The sequence below is a fragment of the Pseudomonas sp. RG1 genome, assembly GCF_025910115.1.
GTDB classification, from domain to species: domain Bacteria; phylum Pseudomonadota; class Gammaproteobacteria; order Pseudomonadales; family Pseudomonadaceae; genus Aquipseudomonas; species Aquipseudomonas atacamensis.
The window spans coordinates 1-17,018 of record NZ_JAPCIK010000046.1; the positions used below are offsets into that span (position 1 = coordinate 1).

Genomic DNA, 17,018 nt, shown 5'->3' on the forward strand with positions numbered 1-17,018 from the left:
CATATCTATGATCAGACCGCGCGGATCACATGCTTGATCTCCTGAAACGCCGCCAACCCCCAAGGCCCCAGTTCGCGGCCGACACTGCTCTGCTTGTACCCACCCCATGCCGTCTGCGGGAAGATCACCTGTGGCGCATTGATCCACACCAGCCCCGCCTGCAAGGCGTTGGCCACGCGATCCGCCGTTGCAGCATCGCGCGTCACTACACTCGCGACCAGGCCGAACTGCGTGTCGTTGGCCAGCGCAATCGCCTCGCTCTCGCTGGCGAAACTGCGCACACACACCACCGGCCCGAAAATCTCTTCACGCCATAACGCGCTGTCCAGCGGCACGTCGGTGAACACCGTCGGTTGCAGAAAATAACCGCGCGGCAAATGCGCCGGACGATTACCGCCGCACACCAACCTCGCCCCGGTGCTCAAACCGCGATCAATATGCCCAAGCACCCGTTGGTACTGCGCCTGATTGACCAGCGCGCCCATCTCCACATCCGCATCAAACGGATCAGCGACCCGGATCGCCTCCACACGTTTTTGCAGGCGCTGAAGAAATTCATCCATCAATGTCTCGGCGACAAGCACGCGACTGGTGGCCGAGCACATCTGCCCGGCGTTGAAGAACGCCCCGCCACAGGCCAGTTCCACCGCCAGTTGCAGATCGGCATCCGCCAGCACCAGCAAGGAAGATTTGCCACCCAGCTCCAGGCTCACACCCTTCACCGTTTCGGCAGCGCGTTGCATCACCTGCACGCCAACCGCATTGCTGCCCGTGAAGGAAATCCTGGCGATGCGTGGATCCGCCGACAACGGCGCGCCCACCGCCAGACCAGTGCCGCAGACCAAATTGAACACGCCGTCGGGCAAACCGGACTCAGCGATGATCGCGGCCAGTTCCAGCTCCGGCAGCGGCGTCACTTCAGAAGGTTTCAGCACCACGCAGCAACCGGCGGCGAGCGCTGGCGCCAGTTTCCATGCGGTGGTGACCATGGGGAAATTCCACGGCACGATCAGCCCGACCACACCGCATGGCTCACGACGCAGGCGTGCGCTGAAGTCATCGCTGGGCAGCGGCACGTTGCTGTCCTGACCGGCGTCGAAGCCTTCGGCGAGTTCGGCGTAATAGTCGAAAGTGGCGATCACATCATCGACATCGATGGCCGCTTCGAACTGCGGTTTACCGTTGTTGCTCGACTGCAGGTTCATCAAGTGATCGCGACCGTTGCGCACGCCGTTGGCAATGTTGCGCAGGATCGCAGCGCGTTCGGCGCCGGTGGTTGTCGACCAGTGTTCGAACGCCTCGGTCGCCGCGCTGATCGCCTGGTCGACGGCGTGTTCGTCACCGCCATTGACGGTGGTCAGCAGCGCTTCGGTAGCGGGATTGATCACCCGTAGATGCTCGCGGCCCGACGACCATTGACCGTTGATGAAGAGCCCATCAAGTGTGGTTGGAAAACTCATCATTGGGCCACCGCCTGCATCCACTGGTTCTGGTCGATTTCAATCAGCGTCGGGCCTTGCCGGTCCGTCGCTTTACGCAGCGCTGCGCGCAATTCGTCGATGCTGCTGATGGCTTGCGCGGCGCAACCGAGGCCCTTGGCCACGGCGACGAAATCCGGGGTGTAGATGTCCACGCCGACCGGATCGATGGCGCGGTTGACCATGTACTTTTTGATCTCCTCGTAACCCTGGTTATTCCACAGCAGCACGATTACCGGCACCCGCGCCTCAACGGCGCTAGCCAGTTCCGGCAGGGTGAACTGCAAGCCGCCGTCGCCGATCAGGCACACCACTGGCGGTCGCGCGCCGTTATCGAGTTGGCCGCCGAGCCACGCACCAATCGCCGCCGGCAACGCATAGCCGAGGGTGCCGTAACCGGTGGATGCGTTGAACCAGCGACGCGGACGCTCGGGATTGAAGGTGAGGTTGCCGGTGTACACCGGTTGCGTGGAATCGCCGACGAACACCGCGTCAGGCAGCTCGTGCAACACGGTTTCGAGGAAACGCGTCTGCGCCAGCGTTGGTGCATCCCAGCTCGCCGCCAACTCATTACGCAGACGCGCGGCGCGGACCTGGCCCCAATCATTGCAACGCTCGGCCAGCGGTTGGTGCGACAAGGCGCTGAGCAATGCTTGCGCGGCGTTGCGCGAATCAGCGACCAGTGCGATGTGCGGCGGGTAGTTGCGCACGGTCTGATCGGCATCGATGTCGATGCGCAACAGCTTGCCGGGAATCTCGAAGCCGCCGGCGAAAGTGACGTCGTAATCGGTCTCGGCCAGCTCGGTGCCGATCGCCAGCACCACGTCGGCCTCAGCGACCAGTGCGCGGGTGGCGACCAGGCTCTGCGTCGAACCGATCAACAACGGATGGCTGGTCGGCAGCGTGCCTTTGGCGTTGATGGTCAGCGCCACTGGAGCGTCGAGCAATTCAGCGAGTCGGGTCAACTCCGGCGCCGCGTCGATAGCACCGCCGCCGGCGAGAATCAGTGGACGTTGCGCCGTGGCGAGCAGTTCGCTCATGCGGGCCACGGCAGCCGGTGCGGCGCCGGCGCGATCGATATTCACCGGCAGGCTGGCGAGCAACTCATCGGCCTCTTCCACCAGCACGTCCAACGGAATTTCGATGTGCACCGGACGCGGTCGCCCGGCCTGGAACAGCGCGAAAGCGCGAGCAAGCACCACCGGCAGTTCGGCAGCGGACATCAGCGTGTGCGAGAACGCTGCGACGCCGCCGACCAGTGCGCTCTGGTTCGGCAGTTCATGCAACTTGCCGCGCCCACCACCCAACTGACTGCGCGACTGCACGCTGGAAATCACCAGCATCGGAATCGAATCGGCGTAAGCCTGGCCCATGGCCGTGGTGATATTGGTCATGCCCGGGCCGGTGATGATGAAACACACACCGGGTTTACCGCTGGTACGCGCGTAGCCGTCAGCCATGAACCCGGCGCCCTGTTCATGACGAGGCGTGACGTGGTTGATGCTTGAACGCGCGAGGCCTCGGTACAGCTCGACGGTGTGCACACCGGGAATGCCGAACACCTGCTCGACCGCGTAATTCTCCAACAGCTTGACCAATACTTCGCCGCACGTTGCCATGTTGATTGCCCTTTCATTCACTGAACACTCCCTGTGGGAGCGAGCCTGCTCGCGAATAAGCGGTCCAGCCAACATCCGTGTCGAACCTTGAACCGTCTTCGCGAGCAGGCTCGCTCCCACAGGGTCCGTGGAGTGCCCATTGGAACGGTGCGCAACTGGCAGCAACAATCGATTAAAAGTCATACTAGCCATGTCCCCACGTCATACCTCGGATCGCCATGAAACGCCTGCCACCCCTGCCCGCTCTGCATACGTTCTGGATCACCGCGCAATGCTGCAATTTCACTCGCGCCGCCGAGCAGTTGCACATCACCCAGGGCGCGGTGAGCCGGCAGATCGCCGGGCTCGAAGAACAGCTCGGTTATCAGCTGTTCATTCGTCTGGCCCGAGGTCTGGCGCTGACGGCCGAAGGCCGCGAATGGCTGCCGCGAGTGGAAAAGGTCTTCGGGCTGATCAGTGAAGCGACCGAGCAGATCGGTCAGACGCGGCAAACCTTGCAACTCAAGGCGCCGAGCTGCGTGATGCGCTGGCTGCTGCCGCGTCTGCTGCAATGGCAGAAGGAACGCCCGGACGTGCCGGTCAAATTGACGGCGTCGCTGCAACACGGTGTGGATTTCCAGCGCGAGCAATTCGACGCCGCCGTGATCTACGGCCCGCCGCCGGACCATTCGCCAGGCGCGCTGCATCTGTTCGACGAGCAACTGACACCGGTCTGCTCGCCGCAATTACTCAAGGGTTCGCCGGCGCTGAATTCACCGCAGGATTTGCAAGAGCATCTGTTATTGCACCCGACCCACGACATTCAGGACTGGTCGGTATGGCTCGATGCAGCGGGATTGCGCCTGGGCAACCTCGGCAGCGGGCAGCATTTCGAAACGCTGGATCAGGCGATGTCGATGGCCTCCCATGGCACGGGTGTGGCGATCGGGGACTGGTCGCTGATTGGCGATGATCTGAACGCCGGACGGCTGGTGATGCCGTTTGCGTTGAAGGTGAAGACGGGGTTGGCGTATTACGTGGTGGTGCCTGCCGCAGCCGAACCCTCGCCGCAACTTGAGGAGCTGATGCTCTGGCTGGTTGAGCAGGCTCATTTGCGCTGAAGCCTCTCCCCTCACCCTAGCCCTCTCCCCAAGGAGAGGGAACTGATTGGGGATTCTCAAGAAATTCATCGACCTGACACAGCCACGCCGAATCCACAATCGACACGGTCGTTCAGGTCAATGCGTGACCCAAGACAACTCGGTCGGCTCCCTCTCCCCCGGGAGAGGGAACTAATTGGGGATACTCAAGAAACTCATCGACCTGACACAGCCACGCCGAATCCATAATCGACACGGTCGTTCAGGTCAATGCGTGACCCAAGACAACTCGGTCGGCTCCCTCTCCCCCGGGAGAGGGCTGGGGTGAGGGGAAAAGGCTTGACTCAATACCCGACCGTATAACGCTGCCGCAAATGCTTCGGCGTCTCCACTTCGTCAATCAGCGCAATCGCATAATCGGCAAAGGTGATCCAGCTGCGCCCTTCGGCACTGACCAACAGGTGATTCTTGCCGACGCGATACTGGCCGCTGCGTTCACCCTCGACAAACTCCGCCGACGGCGACAGGAAAGTCCAGTCCAGTTCCTGCTCCTGACGCAACGCATCAAGAAACGCCGCCCCCGCGCTCGCCTCGGCTTTGTATTCAGCCGGGAAACCGGCACTGTCGATCACCCGTGTGTCATCCGGCAGCAACAGCGAGCCGGCGCCGCCGACTACCAGCAAGCGCTTCACGCCCGCCTGTTTTACCGGTCCGACAATCGCCGAGGCCGGGACGGTGGCGAAATGCGCTGCGCTGATCACTGCGTCGTGACCGGCCACCGCCGCTTGCAGCGCCGCCGAATCCAGCACGTCGAGGCTCTTGCTGACGACACCGGCGCGATCACCGACCTTCGAGGTATCGCGGGCAATGGCGGTGACGCTGTGGCCGCGACGCAGGGCTTCTTCCAGCAGTTGGCTACCGGCACGGCCGGTGGCACCAATGATTGCGATCTTGCTCATGACATTCTCCAGTTGGCTTGAAAATGCTGCGTGTTCAGGTTCGGCTTACCACTGCATCTCGCCCTTGGCGACTTTCGCGCTGAGCTCCAGCGAACTTTCTTCGCCCAGTTGCGGGTAGCGCTTTTTCATCGCTGCGATCAGTGCAGCGGAGTCTTTGGCCTTGGCGGTTTCGGCATCGAAGGCCTTGATGTAATCGGCGGTGAATTTCACGCTCGCCAGCGAGCGGCTGCTGTCACCCAGGTAATGGCCGGGCACTACGGTTTGCGGTTTCAGGCTTTCGATGGTGTGCAGGGTGTGCAGCCAGTCGGCGTGGGATTGCGCGGTCTGGGTGTCGGCCATCCACACATGAATGTTCTCGGCGACCACTACGCCACCGACCACTGCTTTGAGCGACGGGATCCATACGAAGCTGCGATCCGGTTGCTTGCCGTCGAGGCCGATTACCTGCAATTGCTTGCCTTCGAGGGTCAGGCTGTCGCCCTTGAGCACTTCAGGGACGATGGTTTTCGCCGGCACGTCGGCGCCCATTTTCGGCCCCCAATACGCCAGTTTGCCGTCAACGGTGTGCTTGATGTGATCGACAGTCGGCTGCGAAGCCAATACTTTCGCCTGCGGGAATGCTTTGGTCAGGGTGTCGAGGCCGAAGTAGTAATCCGGATCACCGTGGCTGATGTAGATGGTGGTCAACTGTTTACCACTGGCGCGGATCTTCTCCACCACCTGTTCGGCCTGGGATTTGCCGAATTGCGCATCGACCAGAATCGCTTCTTTCTCACCGCTGACCAGCACCGAGCTGACCGGGAAAATCGCCTGGGTGCCCGGATTGTAGACATCAAGGCTCAGCTCGGCGGCGGATGCATGGGCGGCAAAGCCGAAAAATGCCGCGGCGAGCAGAACGCGTTTGAAGGGGGTGAAGCCGATCATTTGTTGCTCCGGATTACCAATGCCAGTCTGGCGATGCAACAGAGCTTAGTTGCCAGACTCAGTACAAAAAATGCGATGCTTGGACATAGTTTGTTTCTGAAAGCGGGCAAATCATGGATCGGCTTCAAGCAATGCGGGTATTCGTCACGGTGGTGGACCTCGGCAGCCAGTCGGCGGCGGCCGACCACCTCGACCTGTCGCGGCCGGTAGTATCGCGCTATCTGGCGGAGCTGGAAGACTGGGTCGGCGCGCGGCTGATGCACCGCACCACGCGCAAATTGAGCCTGACCGCCGCTGGCAGTGAAATCCTCCCGCGCTGTCGGCAGATGATCGACCTGTCGCAGGACATGCAGGCCGCCGTCAGCGAACCCGATGACGCGCCGCGCGGACTGCTGCGGATCAGCGTCAGCACCTCTTTTGGCCAGGCGCAACTGGCCGATGCGATGGCGGCATACGTCAAGCTTTACCCAGGCGTGAGTATCGATCTGCAAATGCTCGACCGCACGGTGAATCTGGTCGATGAACGCATCGATCTGGCGATTCGCACCAGCAATGATCTTGATCCGAATCTGATCGCCCGGCGCCTGACCGTGTGCCGCTCGGTGGTCTGCGCAGCGCCGGCTTATCTGCTTGAGCATCCGGCGCCGCAGACGGTTGAGGATTTGAGCCGACATAACTGCCTGACCCATTCCTATTTCGGCAAAAGCCTGTGGCATTTCGAGGAGGATGGCGAACCGGTTTCGGTACCGGTGCAGGGCAATATCAGCGCCAACGAGGCCAGCACCCTTCTGCGCGCAACCCTCGCCGGCGCCGGCGTGGCGATGCTGCCGACCTACCAGGCTGGCGTGCATATTCACAACGGCGAACTGCTGCGTTTGCTGCCACAGGCAGAACCGCGCCAGATGAATATCTACGCGGTGTACGCCTCTCGCAAACACATGCCGGCGGCACTGCGAAGCATGCTCGACTTTCTGGTTCGGCGCTTTCCCGAAAATCCCGCGTGGGATGTCGGCCTGTAAACCCGCTCCCACATAGGCATCAATTCGCTGAATGGCCGGCTAAATCCTCAAGCGCACTCGCTGGCAAGTGCGCGCCGCTGACCTATGCTCAAAGTAATACCGCAAGGTAGACGTTCAGAGGTCGAACACCATGAACATCAAAACAAAAAGATACGCCGCCATCTTCATCACCTGCGCCGCCACGCTGGCGCTGTACGGCACCGCTGCCTGGCGGGTCGAGCAGTTGCGCCAGCTGCCGCGCGAGTATGCGAGCTGCAACTATGAGCGGTGTATTCCGCACAATGCCACGCTGAACGCATTGCGCTGATAGACCTGCGCTGGAATGCAACCCTGTGGGAGCGAGCTTGCTCGCGAAAGCGGTGGGTCAGTCAGCCTGTTTGTTGGATGACACTCCGCCTTCGCGAGCAAGCTCGCTCCCACAGGTGTTGGGTGGTGCTTTTAAGGTTGTTGCTCGGCCTTCAAGCGGTCGCGGAATGCCTTTGGCGAAATCCCCACCCGGCGACGGAACAGGCGCGTGAAGTTGGTCGGATCGGAAAAACCCAACAACTCCGACATCTCGTAAATCGTCATGCTGGTGTAGGTCAGCAGGCGCTTGGCTTCCAGCAACTGACGCTCGTGCATGATCTGCAACGCCGGTTGCCCGGCCAGTTCACGGCAGGTGCCGTTGAGGTGCGACACGGAGATGCCCAGGCGATGGGCGAGGTCTTCGACCTTGACGTGCTGGCGGTAAGTCTCTTCCACCAACTGAATGAAACCGTTGAGGTATTCGCGCTGGCGTTGCGGCCGTTGGCTGGCCTTGTGCCGAACGATCGCCTGGCGGCTGACCCAGACCATGATCACGCTGACCAGCGAATGCATGAGCATTTCCCGCGCCGGTTGATGGCCGTTGTACTCGGCCTGCAACGCTGAAAACAGGCTGTTGAGATAATCGCCATCCTTGCCGGCCGGGTAGTTTTCCGCCCGAGCCAAGGCGTGTACCGAATCGCCCAGTTGCGCCTGCAAATGGTTGATCAGCGGCGTGGCCAAGGTGACGATGAAGCCTTCAACATCCTCGGAAAAACGAAATCCGTGCACCGATAACGGTGGCAGCACCTGAATCGCTGGCGTCTCGAGTTGCGTGCGCTGGCCTTCGATTTCGAGCTCTGCCTGACCTTTGAAAACGAACAGCAGCTGGCACAGATCCGCGTGGCGGTGAGGTTTGATTTCCCATTGATGTTCGCGACTGCGCGAGGAAATGGTTTCACAGTGCAGCAAGTCCGGCGTTGGCCAGTCCAGGCTTTCGCCGTAGAGCTTGAACACCGGAATAGAAGGCAGGGCAGGCTTGTTCATACTTCAATCCAGGCCTCTGGTTTTTGGGCGATAATCGCACCGATTGGCAGAATGTACAGGTATCGGCTCAGTTTTCACCTTCAATTGACAGACCCGCAAGGGAAAAATGCAAGCACTCGATCCATAAAATCATTCACCGGTTGTTGCTGCGTGAAGCTTGCGAGTCATAAAAACAATGAAAACCCTGACAACCCAAGTCGCCATTATCGGCGCCGGTCCTTCCGGACTGCTCCTCGGCCAGTTGCTGCACAACGCTGGCATCGACACCCTGATCCTCGAACGCCAGACGCCCGATTACATTCTTGGGCGCATCCGTGCCGGTGTGCTTGAACAAGGCATGGTAGAGCTGCTGCGTGAGGCCGGCGTCGGTCAGCGAATGGATGCCGAAGGTCTGGTTCATGGCGGCTTCGATCTGGCGCTGGACGGGCGTCAGGTGCACATCGACCTGCACGCGCTGACCGGCGGCAAAACAGTAATGGTCTATGGCCAGACCGAGGTCACCCGCGACCTGATGGCCGCTCGTCGGGAGGCCGGCGCGCCAACAATTTATCAAGCGAGCAATGTCGTTCCCCATGACATGAAAAGCGACGAAGCTTTTGTCACCTTCGAAAAGGACGGTGAAAGCTGGCGCGTTGATTGCGATTACATCGCCGGTTGCGATGGTTTCCATGGCGTCGCGCGGCAGTCGATTCCGGCCGATTGCCTGAAGATTTTCGAGCGGGTCTACCCGTTCGGCTGGCTGGGCATTCTCGCCGACACACCGCCGGTCCACGACGAATTGGTCTACGCCCGCCATGAGCGCGGCTTCGCTTTGTGCAGCATGCGTTCAGCCACGCGCACCCGCTATTACCTGCAAGTGCCGGCGGATGAAAACGTCGATGACTGGAGCGATCAGCGTTTCTGGGATGAGCTGAAAAAGCGCCTGCCGGATGCCCTCGCGGAAAAACTGGTGACCGGTCCTTCGATCGAAAAAAGCATCGCGCCGCTGCGCAGTTTTGTCGTCGAGCCAATGCAGTACGGGCGCATGTTTCTCGTCGGCGACGCCGCCCATATCGTCCCGCCGACTGGCGCCAAGGGCTTGAACCTGGCCGCCAGTGATGTCAGCACGTTGTTCAATATTCTGCTGAAGGTCTATCGCGAAAATCGCACTGATTTGCTGGAAAAATACTCGGAGATCTGCCTGCGCCGAGTATGGAAAGCCGAACGGTTTTCCTGGTGGATGACGTCGATGCTGCATCGCTTCGACGAGCATGATGAATTCAGCCAGCGCATCAGCGCGTCGGAACTGGACTACTTTGTCAGCTCGCAAGCAGGGCAAAAAACCATTGCAGAAAATTACGTCGGGCTTCCGTACGAGGCTATCGAATAGCTTCCTACCGACTTACACTGCGAGCATCCACCCGCGCGCGAAGGCCGCGCGGGTCAATCACTGCCCGCAGGTTTTCCGTGACCACTCTCAATCAGCCTGAAACGCCCAAACCGGCCATTCGCAGCGTGCTGGTCGCCTTGATGATGGCGATCTTCCTCGGAGCGCTGGACCAGACCATCGTCGCCGTGTCGATGCCGGCGATCTCCGCGCAATTCAAGGACGTCAGCCTGCTGGCCTGGGTGATTTCCGGCTACATGGTGGCGATGACCGTGGCGGTGCCGATCTACGGCAAGCTCGGCGACCTGTACGGGCGACGCAAACTGATGCTGTTCGGCATGGGCCTGTTCACCCTCGCCTCGCTGTTTTGCGGCATGGCGCAGAGCATGGAACAGCTGGTGCTGGCGCGGATCCTTCAGGGCATTGGCGCCGGCGGCATGATCTCGGTGAGTCAGGCGATCATCGGCGACATCGTCCCGCCGCGTGAACGCGGGCGCTATCAGGGTTATTTCAGCAGCATGTACGCCGTGGCCAGCGTTGCCGGTCCGGTGCTCGGCGGCTACATGACCGAATACCTGTCGTGGCGCTGGGTGTTTCTGATCAACCTGCCGCTGGGCCTCGGCGCCTGGTGGGTGGCGCGACGTAATCTGCGCGGCTTGCCGATTCCGCAGCGCAAACCGGTGATCGATTACCTCGGCACGGTGCTGATGATCATCGGCCTGACCGCGTTGCTGCTCGGCATCACCGAAGTCGGCCAGGGTCATTCATGGCGCAGCAGCGAAGTGCTCGGCCTGTTCGCTTGTGCCGTGGTGGTATTGGCGCTGTTCGTCTGGCATGAACGCCGGGCACGGGAGCCGTTGCTGCCGATGCACCTGTTCGCCAACCGCAATGCCCTGCTGTGCTGGTGCACGATTTTCTTCACCAGTTTCCAGGCCATCTCGCTGATCGTGCTGATGCCGCTGCGCTTTCAAAGCGTCACCGGCGCTGGCGCCGACAGCGCAGCGTTGCACTTGCTGCCTCTGGCGATGGGCTTGCCGATCGGTGCCTATTTCGCCGGCCGCCGCACCTCGATCACCGGACGCTACAAACCGCAGATTCTCACCGGGGCGATCCTCATGCCGATCTCGATTCTCGGCATGGCCTTCAGTCCGCCACAAGCGACGCTGCTCAGCGGTTTGTTCATGTTGCTCAGCGGCATCGCTGGCGGCATGCAGTTCCCGACCTCGCTGGTCGGCACGCAAAACTCGGTGGAACAACGCGACATCGGCGTCGCCACCAGCACCACCAATCTGTTCCGCTCACTGGGCGGCGCGGTGGGCGTGGCGTTGATGTCGGCGCTGCTGCTGGCGTTGCTGCACGATTCCAGTTTCGCCCATCTGGCAAACAGTTCGCTGATCAGCGAAGGGCATTCGGGCAACGTCCTGCTCGATGGCCTGAACGCAGCCCCCGGCGAAGCGCAGAACGCTTTGCGCGCGGAGCTGCTGGTGACCTTCCGCCACTTGCTCTGGGTCAGCACGGCAGTGTCGTTGCTCGGGCTGGCAGCGGCGATTGCCATGCCGAACAACCTGCTGCGCGGGCGGGAGCACGGCGCGAAATGAGCCTTTTGCGCTGATCGTTGCCACGCTCTGCGTGGGAATGCCTCAACGGACGCTCTGCGTTCGGCCTTGGATGGGACGCAGAGCGTCCCGGGCTGCATTCCCAAGCGGAGCGTGGGAACGATCATCGCGCGCTCAAGGGCTGTAGTAGCCCACCGCGACGAGGAAATGCCCGACCTTTTTCAGGTACGCATGCTTGTCCTCGATCTTGCCGGTCACCGGGTTTTTCCAGCGGTATTCATATTCGCCTTCATCCTGCTTGCCGATCAGCGCCAGAATCGGCTCGCCCACCGGTTTGCCGTCCGGATCCTTGACCTTGCCAAAATCAGTGTTGATCAAACGCAGATTGGTGCCGTGGGCGACATAGCGCTGGTTGTTCAGATCGACCACGAAGACATACAGGTCATCCTGCAAGTAACCGCCCTTGAGTGAGTTGATCGCGGTCAGCGTGCCCTTCTCGTCCTTGGTCAGATCCGTCGCGGCTTTGTCCAGCAAGGCCTTGGCTTGCTCAGCCGAAGCCCGTGGCAGGTAGTAACCCACCGCGAGAATGCGCTGCCCGACGCGCTGATAGAACACATGCTTGCGCTCGACCTTGCCGTCGGCCCAGTTCTGCCAGCGGTATTCGGCCTGCTGGATGCCATTGCCTTCCGGCACTTTCAGCGCATCCTTGAACGCCTTCTGCAGATCCGGCCCGAGCACTTCGCTGACATCACGGCCGATCAGCGCCGATGACGGCCCGCCACTGGCAAGCATGACGCCTTTGGTGTCGAGGACGAACACGTAGCGATCCTTGTCGACGAACTCACCCTGGCGGCTGAAGGCGGCGAACGCCTTGTCACCATTGTCGTGGTAGTAGGCCAAGGCTTTTTCCAGCAGGGCGATAGCGGCCTGACTGTCCTCCTTGGCGGCGGTGGCGGCGCTGGCCTGGCCGAAACCGGCCAACAGCATCAGGCCGAGCCAGACCACTTTATGCAAAAACCCCATAGCGCATCCCTCGTTCTTTTTGGTGTTTCAAGAGCGTAGACGGCTTGGGCTGATGTACGAGTATTCAGAATGATGCAGGGGATTACAGGCCCCTGTGGTAAGGGGACAAAGCACTCCAGGGAACAGATCAGTCGCTATGGGCGGGAATTGATCTGCTGCTGGAGATTCTGGATCTGCGCCTGCAAGGTGTTGAGGTTGCGGGTCATCTGCGCGCGGAACGCATCGAACTCGGCGGTGTTGCCGCCACCCTGTGGCGCTGCCGGGCGGTTGTCCTGCTGACTTTTCAGCACCACGATGTCCTGCTCCAGACGATCGATCGCCGCGCTCGGGTTGCCCTGTTTCTTCAGCGCGGCGATATCGGCGCCGAGGCTTTTGAACTGGGCGTCGAAGGCTTTCAACTGGGCATCGACCTTGCTGGTATCGGCCGGGGTGCTTTTGATGGTCGCCAGCTCGGCACTCAAAGCTTTGACCTGAGCCTGCAACTGCGTATTGGCGTTCTGTTGTTCGGTGGTCTGCGCGGTCATCTGCGCCAGACGCTTGTCCAGTTCGCTGGCCTGCCCGGCCACGCCTTGCTGCTGCTTGCTCTGGTCGAGCAGCTTGCCTTCGAGTTGCTTGATTTGCAGCTTCAGCGCTTCGCTGTCGCTGCTGACGTTGCTCTGGCTGGCGACGACCTTGCCGGAAATATCCTGCAGGCGCCCTGCCGCTTCTTCGCTGATGCGGGCGAAGCTTTCCTGGGTGGCGACCAGTTGCTGCTCCATCAGCGAGATCTGCTGAAAGCTCCACCAGGCCAGACCGATGAAGGCAAAAAACAACGCGCCGACCAGCGCCCACAGCGGCCCGGTGCTGGCGGCCTTGACCTTGACCACTGGCGCGCTGCGCGAATGCACGGAAGTGCGGGGGCCGGGCGCGATGTCATCGTCATCGAACGGGTCGGCGCGCAGGCTTGGCACGTTGTCGAAATCGTCGTCGTGGGCATCGTTTCGCATGGACATTGAGGCAACCTTTGGCAAACGCGGTGATGGCTAAATGCTGCGAAGTATAACCGCCGCAGCCGCAGGCATTGACCCTCAACCCGCAAGGCGGTTCATTGCCGCCCGGCCGAATCGTTTCAACGGATGTCCTGGGCTTTCCACCACGCGCAGAACTCATCGAGGGCGGCCCACAGGCTGACTTTCGGATCGTAGTCGAGATAATGCCGGGCGCGGCTGATGTCGAGGGTGAAATTTTTTTTCATGACCTGCATGCCCAGGCGCGACAGGGTCGGCTCAGGGCGTCCCGGCCAGAGCATGCACGCGCCTTCGTTGAGCGCCGCGACGCTGTAGGTCAGACCGTAGGAGCGGTATTTGCGCACCTGATCGACGTCCATCCGCCGCATCACGTAATTGACCACGTCCCACAGCGGCACCGGCGAACCGTTGCTGATGTTGTAGGCCTTGCCCAGCGCCGAACCTTGGGCCAACAGGCTGCTGAGCATGGCTTCGTTGAGGTTCTGCACGCTGGTGAAATCGACCTTGTTCAAGCCATTGCCGATGATCGCCAGGCGGCCCTTGCGCTGCATCTTCAGCAGGCGCGGGAAGATGCTCATGTCGCCGGCACCGGTGACGAAACGCGGGCGCAGGGCGATGGTTTCCAGACCGAATTCCTGCGCGCCGAAGACTTTCTGCTCGGCCAGATATTTGGTCGCGGCGTAGGGATGCTTGAAGCGTTTGGGCACTTGCTCTTCGGTCAGACCGAGATGGTCGCGGCCATCGAAATAGATCGACGGCGACGACAGATGCACCAGCCGCCGCACCCGCTGCTTGAGGCACGCTTCGACGACGTTTTCGGTGACTTCGACGTTGCCCTGATGAAAGTCCTGATAACGCCCCCACACGCCAACCGCACCGGCGCAATGCACCACGGCTTCGACATCGTTGCACAGGTCGTGCACCAGATCGGCGTCGGTCAGATCGCCCGGCACGAACTCCGCGCCCCGGCGCACCAGATGCTCGACGCTCTCGGCCCGGCGACCGTTGACCCGCACTTCAAGGCCCTGCTCCAGGGCGAAACGCGCAAAGCGCCCGCCAATAAAGCCGCTGGCGCCGGTAACCAAAATCTTCATCAAAAACTCCAGGGAAGCAGCTGCAAGCTTCGAGCTTTCAGCTGCAAGTTGAAACGGTGCGTGTTCTTGCCGCTTGCAGCTTGACGCTTGTTGCTGCGTTCAAGCCACTAGCCATTGCTTTGAGGAGCGCAGCAGTTGTTCGGTCAGTAGATTGAGCAACTGGCCGCCATTGCGCCAATGATGCCAGTACAGCGGCACGTCGATCGGTTTATCTGGCAGCAATTCGCGCAGCACCCCGCGTTGCAACTGTTCGCGCACCTGCAGTTCCGGCACCAGCCCCCAACCCAGACCGGCCTCGGTCAGGCGAATGAAGCCTTCGGAAGACGGGCATAAGTGATGCTGGAACGCGCCGTCGACGCCCAACAGCGCCAGATAGCGATGCTGAAGAAAATCGTCCGGGCCGAACACCAGCGCCGGGGTGCGCGGCAGCTGTTCGGCGCGCACGCCTTCGGGAAAATGCCGAGCGATGAAGGCCGGGCTGGCCAAGGCGCGATAACGCATGGCGCCGAGCAATACGCTGCGTGCGCCGGCCACCGGGCGCTCGCTGGCGCACAGGCACGCAGCCACTTCACCGGCACGCATGCGCTTGAGGCCAACGGTCTGGTCTTCGACGATCAGGTCGAGCAACAAATGCTGCTCGGCGCAGAAACCGCCGACGGCCGCGGCCCACCATGTGGCGAGGCTGTCGGCGTTGAGGGCGATGCGCAGGCGATCGGGCAGGCCTTCTTCGTCCAGCGCTGGCACCGCCGACTGCAAGTCGCGCTCGAGCAAACGCACCTGCTGCACATGGTTGAGCAAACGTCGGCCGATTTCCGTCGGCGCTGGCGGTGTCTCACGCACCAGCACGGGTTGGCCGATCCGCGCCTCGAGCAATTTGATGCGCTGGGAGATCGCCGACTGCGACAGACCAAGGACCTGTGCAGCGCGATCAAATCCGGCCTGTTCGACCACAGCAGCCAGCGCGGAAAGCAATTTATAGTCGAACATCAGTTTTCCTAATGGGCGATCAGCACTATTGGTTTTTCTTATACAGCCTTACACCGGAGAATAGCCAGCAAGCACTCTCTTTCAAGGAAATCTCCCATGTGGCAAAGCTATGTAAACGGCCTGCTGGTGGCGTTCGGCCTGATCATGGCGATCGGCACGCAGAACGCTTTTGTCTTGGCGCAAAGCCTGCGCCGTGAACACCATTTGCCGGTGGCGGCATTGTGCGTGGTGTGTGACGCGATTCTGGTCGCGGCCGGAGTGTTCGGCCTGGCGACGATTCTGGCGCAGAACCCGACCCTGTTGGCGATCGCCCGTTGGGGCGGCGCGACGTTTCTGATCTGGTACGGCAGCCAGGCGCTGCGCCGGGCCTGTTCGAAGCAGAGCCTTGAACAAAGCGAGAACCAGACCGTGCGTTCGCTGCGCGCAGTGATGCTCAGCGCTCTGGCGGTGACCTTGCTCAACCCCCACGTTTATCTGGATACGGTATTGCTGATCGGCTCGCTGGGCGCGCAGCAATCGGTGCCCGGGGCTTATGTGGTCGGCGCGGCGAGTGCATCGTTGCTGTGGTTTTTCACCCTGGCCCTTGGCGCGGCATGGCTGGCACCGTGGCTGGCCCGCCCGAGCACCTGGCGCATTCTCGATCTGGTGGTGGCGTTGATGATGTTCGCCGTGGCCGCGCAGTTGATCATCGCCGGATGAATTATTGCTGAAGGCTCTGGAACCTCTATCCCACACAGTTGTTGCGTGGTTAAGGCGCGACCCCGGTGCTATGATCCGAACCCTGCGCCGCAAAGAGTAAAAACTCGCCGGTGCATTTCCGGCCGCCCGTGATCGGCCTTGCGCTCACCGCAACAGACCTGATTAGGAGAATCATCATGGCTTTCGAATTGCCGCCGCTGCCTTACGCACACGATGCCCTGCAGCCGCACATCTCCAAGGAAACCCTGGAGTTCCACCACGACAAGCACCACAACACCTACGTCGTGAACCTGAACAACCTGGTGCCAGGCACCGAGTTCGAAGGCAAGACCCTGGAAGAAATCGTCAAGACTTCTTCGGGCGGCATCTTCAACAACGCCGCTCAGGTCTGGAACCACACGTTCTACTGGAACTGCCTGGCGCCAAACGCCGGCGGTCAACCAACCGGCGCCCTGGCAGACGCCATCAACGCAGCGTTCGGTTCGTTCGACAAGTTCAAGGAAGAATTCAGCAAAACCTCGATCGGCACCTTCGGTTCCGGCTGGGGCTGGCTGGTGAAAAAGGCTGACGGTTCCCTGGCCCTGGCCAGCACCATCGGCGCCGGCAACCCGCTGACCAGCGGCGACACCCCGCTGCTGACCTGCGACGTCTGGGAACACGCTTACTACATCGACTACCGCAACCTGCGTCCGAAGTACGTTGAAGCGTTCTGGAACCTGGTCAACTGGAAGTTCGTGGCCGAGCAGTTCGAAGGCAAAACCTTCACCGCTTAAGCTGCGCGCCCGATGAAAAGCCCGGCTTCGGCCGGGTTTTTTTATGCCCGGCGCATGGCGTTTCTCGCACGGTAAAAGCAGCCTCGCGCCGTTTGCCGCCAGCCCC

General features: G+C 61.1%; 16 protein-coding genes. 7 read left to right on the forward strand and 9 right to left on the reverse strand.

Annotated features, from left to right (window positions below; genetic code table 11):
- Positions 1-11 precede the first annotated feature (11 nt).
- The gene (locus OK411_RS22135) at positions 12-1,460 is read right to left on the reverse strand and encodes an aldehyde dehydrogenase family protein (RefSeq protein WP_123443765.1); all 1,449 of its coding nucleotides are present in this window, start codon (positions 1,458-1,460) and stop codon (positions 12-14) included.
- The gene (locus tag OK411_RS22140) at positions 1,460-3,097 is read right to left on the reverse strand and encodes a 5-guanidino-2-oxopentanoate decarboxylase (protein ID WP_264365697.1); all 1,638 of its coding nucleotides are present in this window, start codon (positions 3,095-3,097) and stop codon (positions 1,460-1,462) included. The genes OK411_RS22135 and OK411_RS22140 overlap by 1 nt, the downstream gene beginning before the upstream one ends.
- A 218-nt stretch (positions 3,098-3,315) precedes the next feature.
- On the opposite strand from OK411_RS22140, the gene OK411_RS22145 reads away from it, so the two are divergent.
- Complete coding sequence (locus tag OK411_RS22145) at positions 3,316-4,197, forward strand: LysR substrate-binding domain-containing protein (protein WP_136492811.1); 882 nt, start codon at positions 3,316-3,318, stop codon at positions 4,195-4,197.
- 323 nt (positions 4,198-4,520) lie between these two features.
- Here the strand turns inward: OK411_RS22145 and OK411_RS22150 are convergent, their stop codons facing one another.
- Together OK411_RS22150 and OK411_RS22155 are read right to left on the reverse strand one after the other, a co-directional pair.
- Positions 4,521-5,135, reverse strand: coding sequence for an NAD(P)-dependent oxidoreductase (locus OK411_RS22150; protein ID WP_130902335.1), 615 nt, complete (start codon positions 5,133-5,135; stop codon positions 4,521-4,523).
- Between the two features lie 45 nt (positions 5,136-5,180).
- Positions 5,181-6,059, reverse strand: a complete 879-nt coding sequence (locus OK411_RS22155; protein ID WP_264365698.1) for an MBL fold metallo-hydrolase — start codon at positions 6,057-6,059, stop codon at positions 5,181-5,183.
- Positions 6,060-6,172: 113 nt separating this feature from the next.
- On the opposite strand from OK411_RS22155, the gene OK411_RS22160 reads away from it, so the two are divergent.
- Positions 6,173-7,078 carry a LysR family transcriptional regulator gene (locus OK411_RS22160; protein WP_264365699.1) on the forward strand — a complete coding sequence of 302 codons (906 nt, stop codon included), beginning with the start codon at positions 6,173-6,175 and terminating at the stop codon, positions 7,076-7,078.
- Positions 7,079-7,208: 130 nt separating this feature from the next.
- Positions 7,209-7,385, forward strand: coding sequence for a hypothetical protein (locus OK411_RS22165; protein WP_016773438.1), 177 nt, complete (start codon positions 7,209-7,211; stop codon positions 7,383-7,385).
- A 131-nt stretch (positions 7,386-7,516) separates the two neighbouring features.
- Here the strand turns inward: OK411_RS22165 and OK411_RS22175 are convergent, their stop codons facing one another.
- Positions 7,517-8,407, reverse strand: a complete 891-nt coding sequence (locus OK411_RS22175) for a helix-turn-helix domain-containing protein (RefSeq protein WP_110603224.1) — start codon at positions 8,405-8,407, stop codon at positions 7,517-7,519.
- A gap of 175 nt (positions 8,408-8,582) precedes the next feature.
- On the opposite strand from OK411_RS22175, the gene pobA reads away from it, so the two are divergent.
- Complete coding sequence (gene pobA / locus OK411_RS22180) at positions 8,583-9,776, forward strand: 4-hydroxybenzoate 3-monooxygenase (protein ID WP_264365700.1); 1,194 nt, start codon at positions 8,583-8,585, stop codon at positions 9,774-9,776.
- A gap of 77 nt (positions 9,777-9,853) precedes the next feature.
- Positions 9,854-11,371 carry an MDR family MFS transporter gene (locus tag OK411_RS22185; protein ID WP_071173411.1) on the forward strand — a complete coding sequence of 506 codons (1,518 nt, stop codon included), beginning with the start codon at positions 9,854-9,856 and terminating at the stop codon, positions 11,369-11,371.
- A 132-nt stretch (positions 11,372-11,503) separates the two neighbouring features.
- On the opposite strand, the gene OK411_RS22190 is transcribed toward OK411_RS22185, so the two are convergent.
- From OK411_RS22190 to OK411_RS22205, 4 genes are all read right to left on the reverse strand, one after another.
- A complete protein-coding gene (locus OK411_RS22190; protein WP_264365701.1) occupies positions 11,504-12,352 on the reverse strand; it encodes a cache domain-containing protein in 849 nt (282 codons plus the stop codon).
- Between the two features lie 134 nt (positions 12,353-12,486).
- Entirely contained in the window at positions 12,487-13,344 is an 858-nt protein-coding gene (locus tag OK411_RS22195) for an ATPase (RefSeq protein WP_076563987.1), read from the reverse strand.
- Positions 13,345-13,460: 116 nt separating this feature from the next.
- The gene (locus tag OK411_RS22200) at positions 13,461-14,453 is read right to left on the reverse strand and encodes an NAD-dependent epimerase/dehydratase family protein (protein WP_264365702.1); all 993 of its coding nucleotides are present in this window, start codon (positions 14,451-14,453) and stop codon (positions 13,461-13,463) included.
- 99 nt (positions 14,454-14,552) lie between these two features.
- Positions 14,553-15,440 carry a LysR family transcriptional regulator ArgP gene (locus OK411_RS22205; RefSeq protein ID WP_264365703.1) on the reverse strand — a complete coding sequence of 296 codons (888 nt, stop codon included), beginning with the start codon at positions 15,438-15,440 and terminating at the stop codon, positions 14,553-14,555.
- A 96-nt stretch (positions 15,441-15,536) separates the two neighbouring features.
- On the opposite strand from OK411_RS22205, the gene OK411_RS22210 reads away from it, so the two are divergent.
- Entirely contained in the window at positions 15,537-16,139 is a 603-nt protein-coding gene (locus OK411_RS22210; RefSeq protein WP_065616683.1) for a LysE/ArgO family amino acid transporter, read from the forward strand.
- 176 nt (positions 16,140-16,315) lie between these two features.
- Positions 16,316-16,912 (forward strand): superoxide dismutase, encoded by a 597-nt coding sequence (locus tag OK411_RS22215; protein ID WP_016773431.1) that lies wholly within the window; start codon positions 16,316-16,318, stop codon positions 16,910-16,912.
- The last annotated feature ends 106 nt before the right edge of the window (positions 16,913-17,018 follow it).

Coding starts and splice junctions, on each gene's coding strand:
- OK411_RS22135 (WP_123443765.1), bottom strand. CDS start 1,460: ATGAGTTTTCCAACCACACTTGATGGGCTCTTCATCAACGGTCAATGG.
- OK411_RS22140 (WP_264365697.1), bottom strand. CDS start 3,097: ATGGCAACGTGCGGCGAAGTATTGGTCAAGCTGTTGGAGAATTACGCG.
- OK411_RS22145 (WP_136492811.1), top strand. CDS start 3,316: ATGAAACGCCTGCCACCCCTGCCCGCTCTGCATACGTTCTGGATCACC.
- OK411_RS22150 (WP_130902335.1), bottom strand. CDS start 5,135: ATGAGCAAGATCGCAATCATTGGTGCCACCGGCCGTGCCGGTAGCCAA.
- OK411_RS22155 (WP_264365698.1), bottom strand. CDS start 6,059: ATGATCGGCTTCACCCCCTTCAAACGCGTTCTGCTCGCCGCGGCATTT.
- OK411_RS22160 (WP_264365699.1), top strand. CDS start 6,173: ATGGATCGGCTTCAAGCAATGCGGGTATTCGTCACGGTGGTGGACCTC.
- OK411_RS22165 (WP_016773438.1), top strand. CDS start 7,209: ATGAACATCAAAACAAAAAGATACGCCGCCATCTTCATCACCTGCGCC.
- OK411_RS22175 (WP_110603224.1), bottom strand. CDS start 8,407: ATGAACAAGCCTGCCCTGCCTTCTATTCCGGTGTTCAAGCTCTACGGC.
- pobA (WP_264365700.1), top strand. CDS start 8,583: ATGAAAACCCTGACAACCCAAGTCGCCATTATCGGCGCCGGTCCTTCC.
- OK411_RS22190 (WP_264365701.1), bottom strand. CDS start 12,352: ATGGGGTTTTTGCATAAAGTGGTCTGGCTCGGCCTGATGCTGTTGGCC.
- OK411_RS22195 (WP_076563987.1), bottom strand. CDS start 13,344: ATGTCCATGCGAAACGATGCCCACGACGACGATTTCGACAACGTGCCA.
- OK411_RS22200 (WP_264365702.1), bottom strand. CDS start 14,453: ATGAAGATTTTGGTTACCGGCGCCAGCGGCTTTATTGGCGGGCGCTTT.
- OK411_RS22205 (WP_264365703.1), bottom strand. CDS start 15,440: ATGTTCGACTATAAATTGCTTTCCGCGCTGGCTGCTGTGGTCGAACAG.
- OK411_RS22210 (WP_065616683.1), top strand. CDS start 15,537: ATGTGGCAAAGCTATGTAAACGGCCTGCTGGTGGCGTTCGGCCTGATC.
- OK411_RS22215 (WP_016773431.1), top strand. CDS start 16,316: ATGGCTTTCGAATTGCCGCCGCTGCCTTACGCACACGATGCCCTGCAG.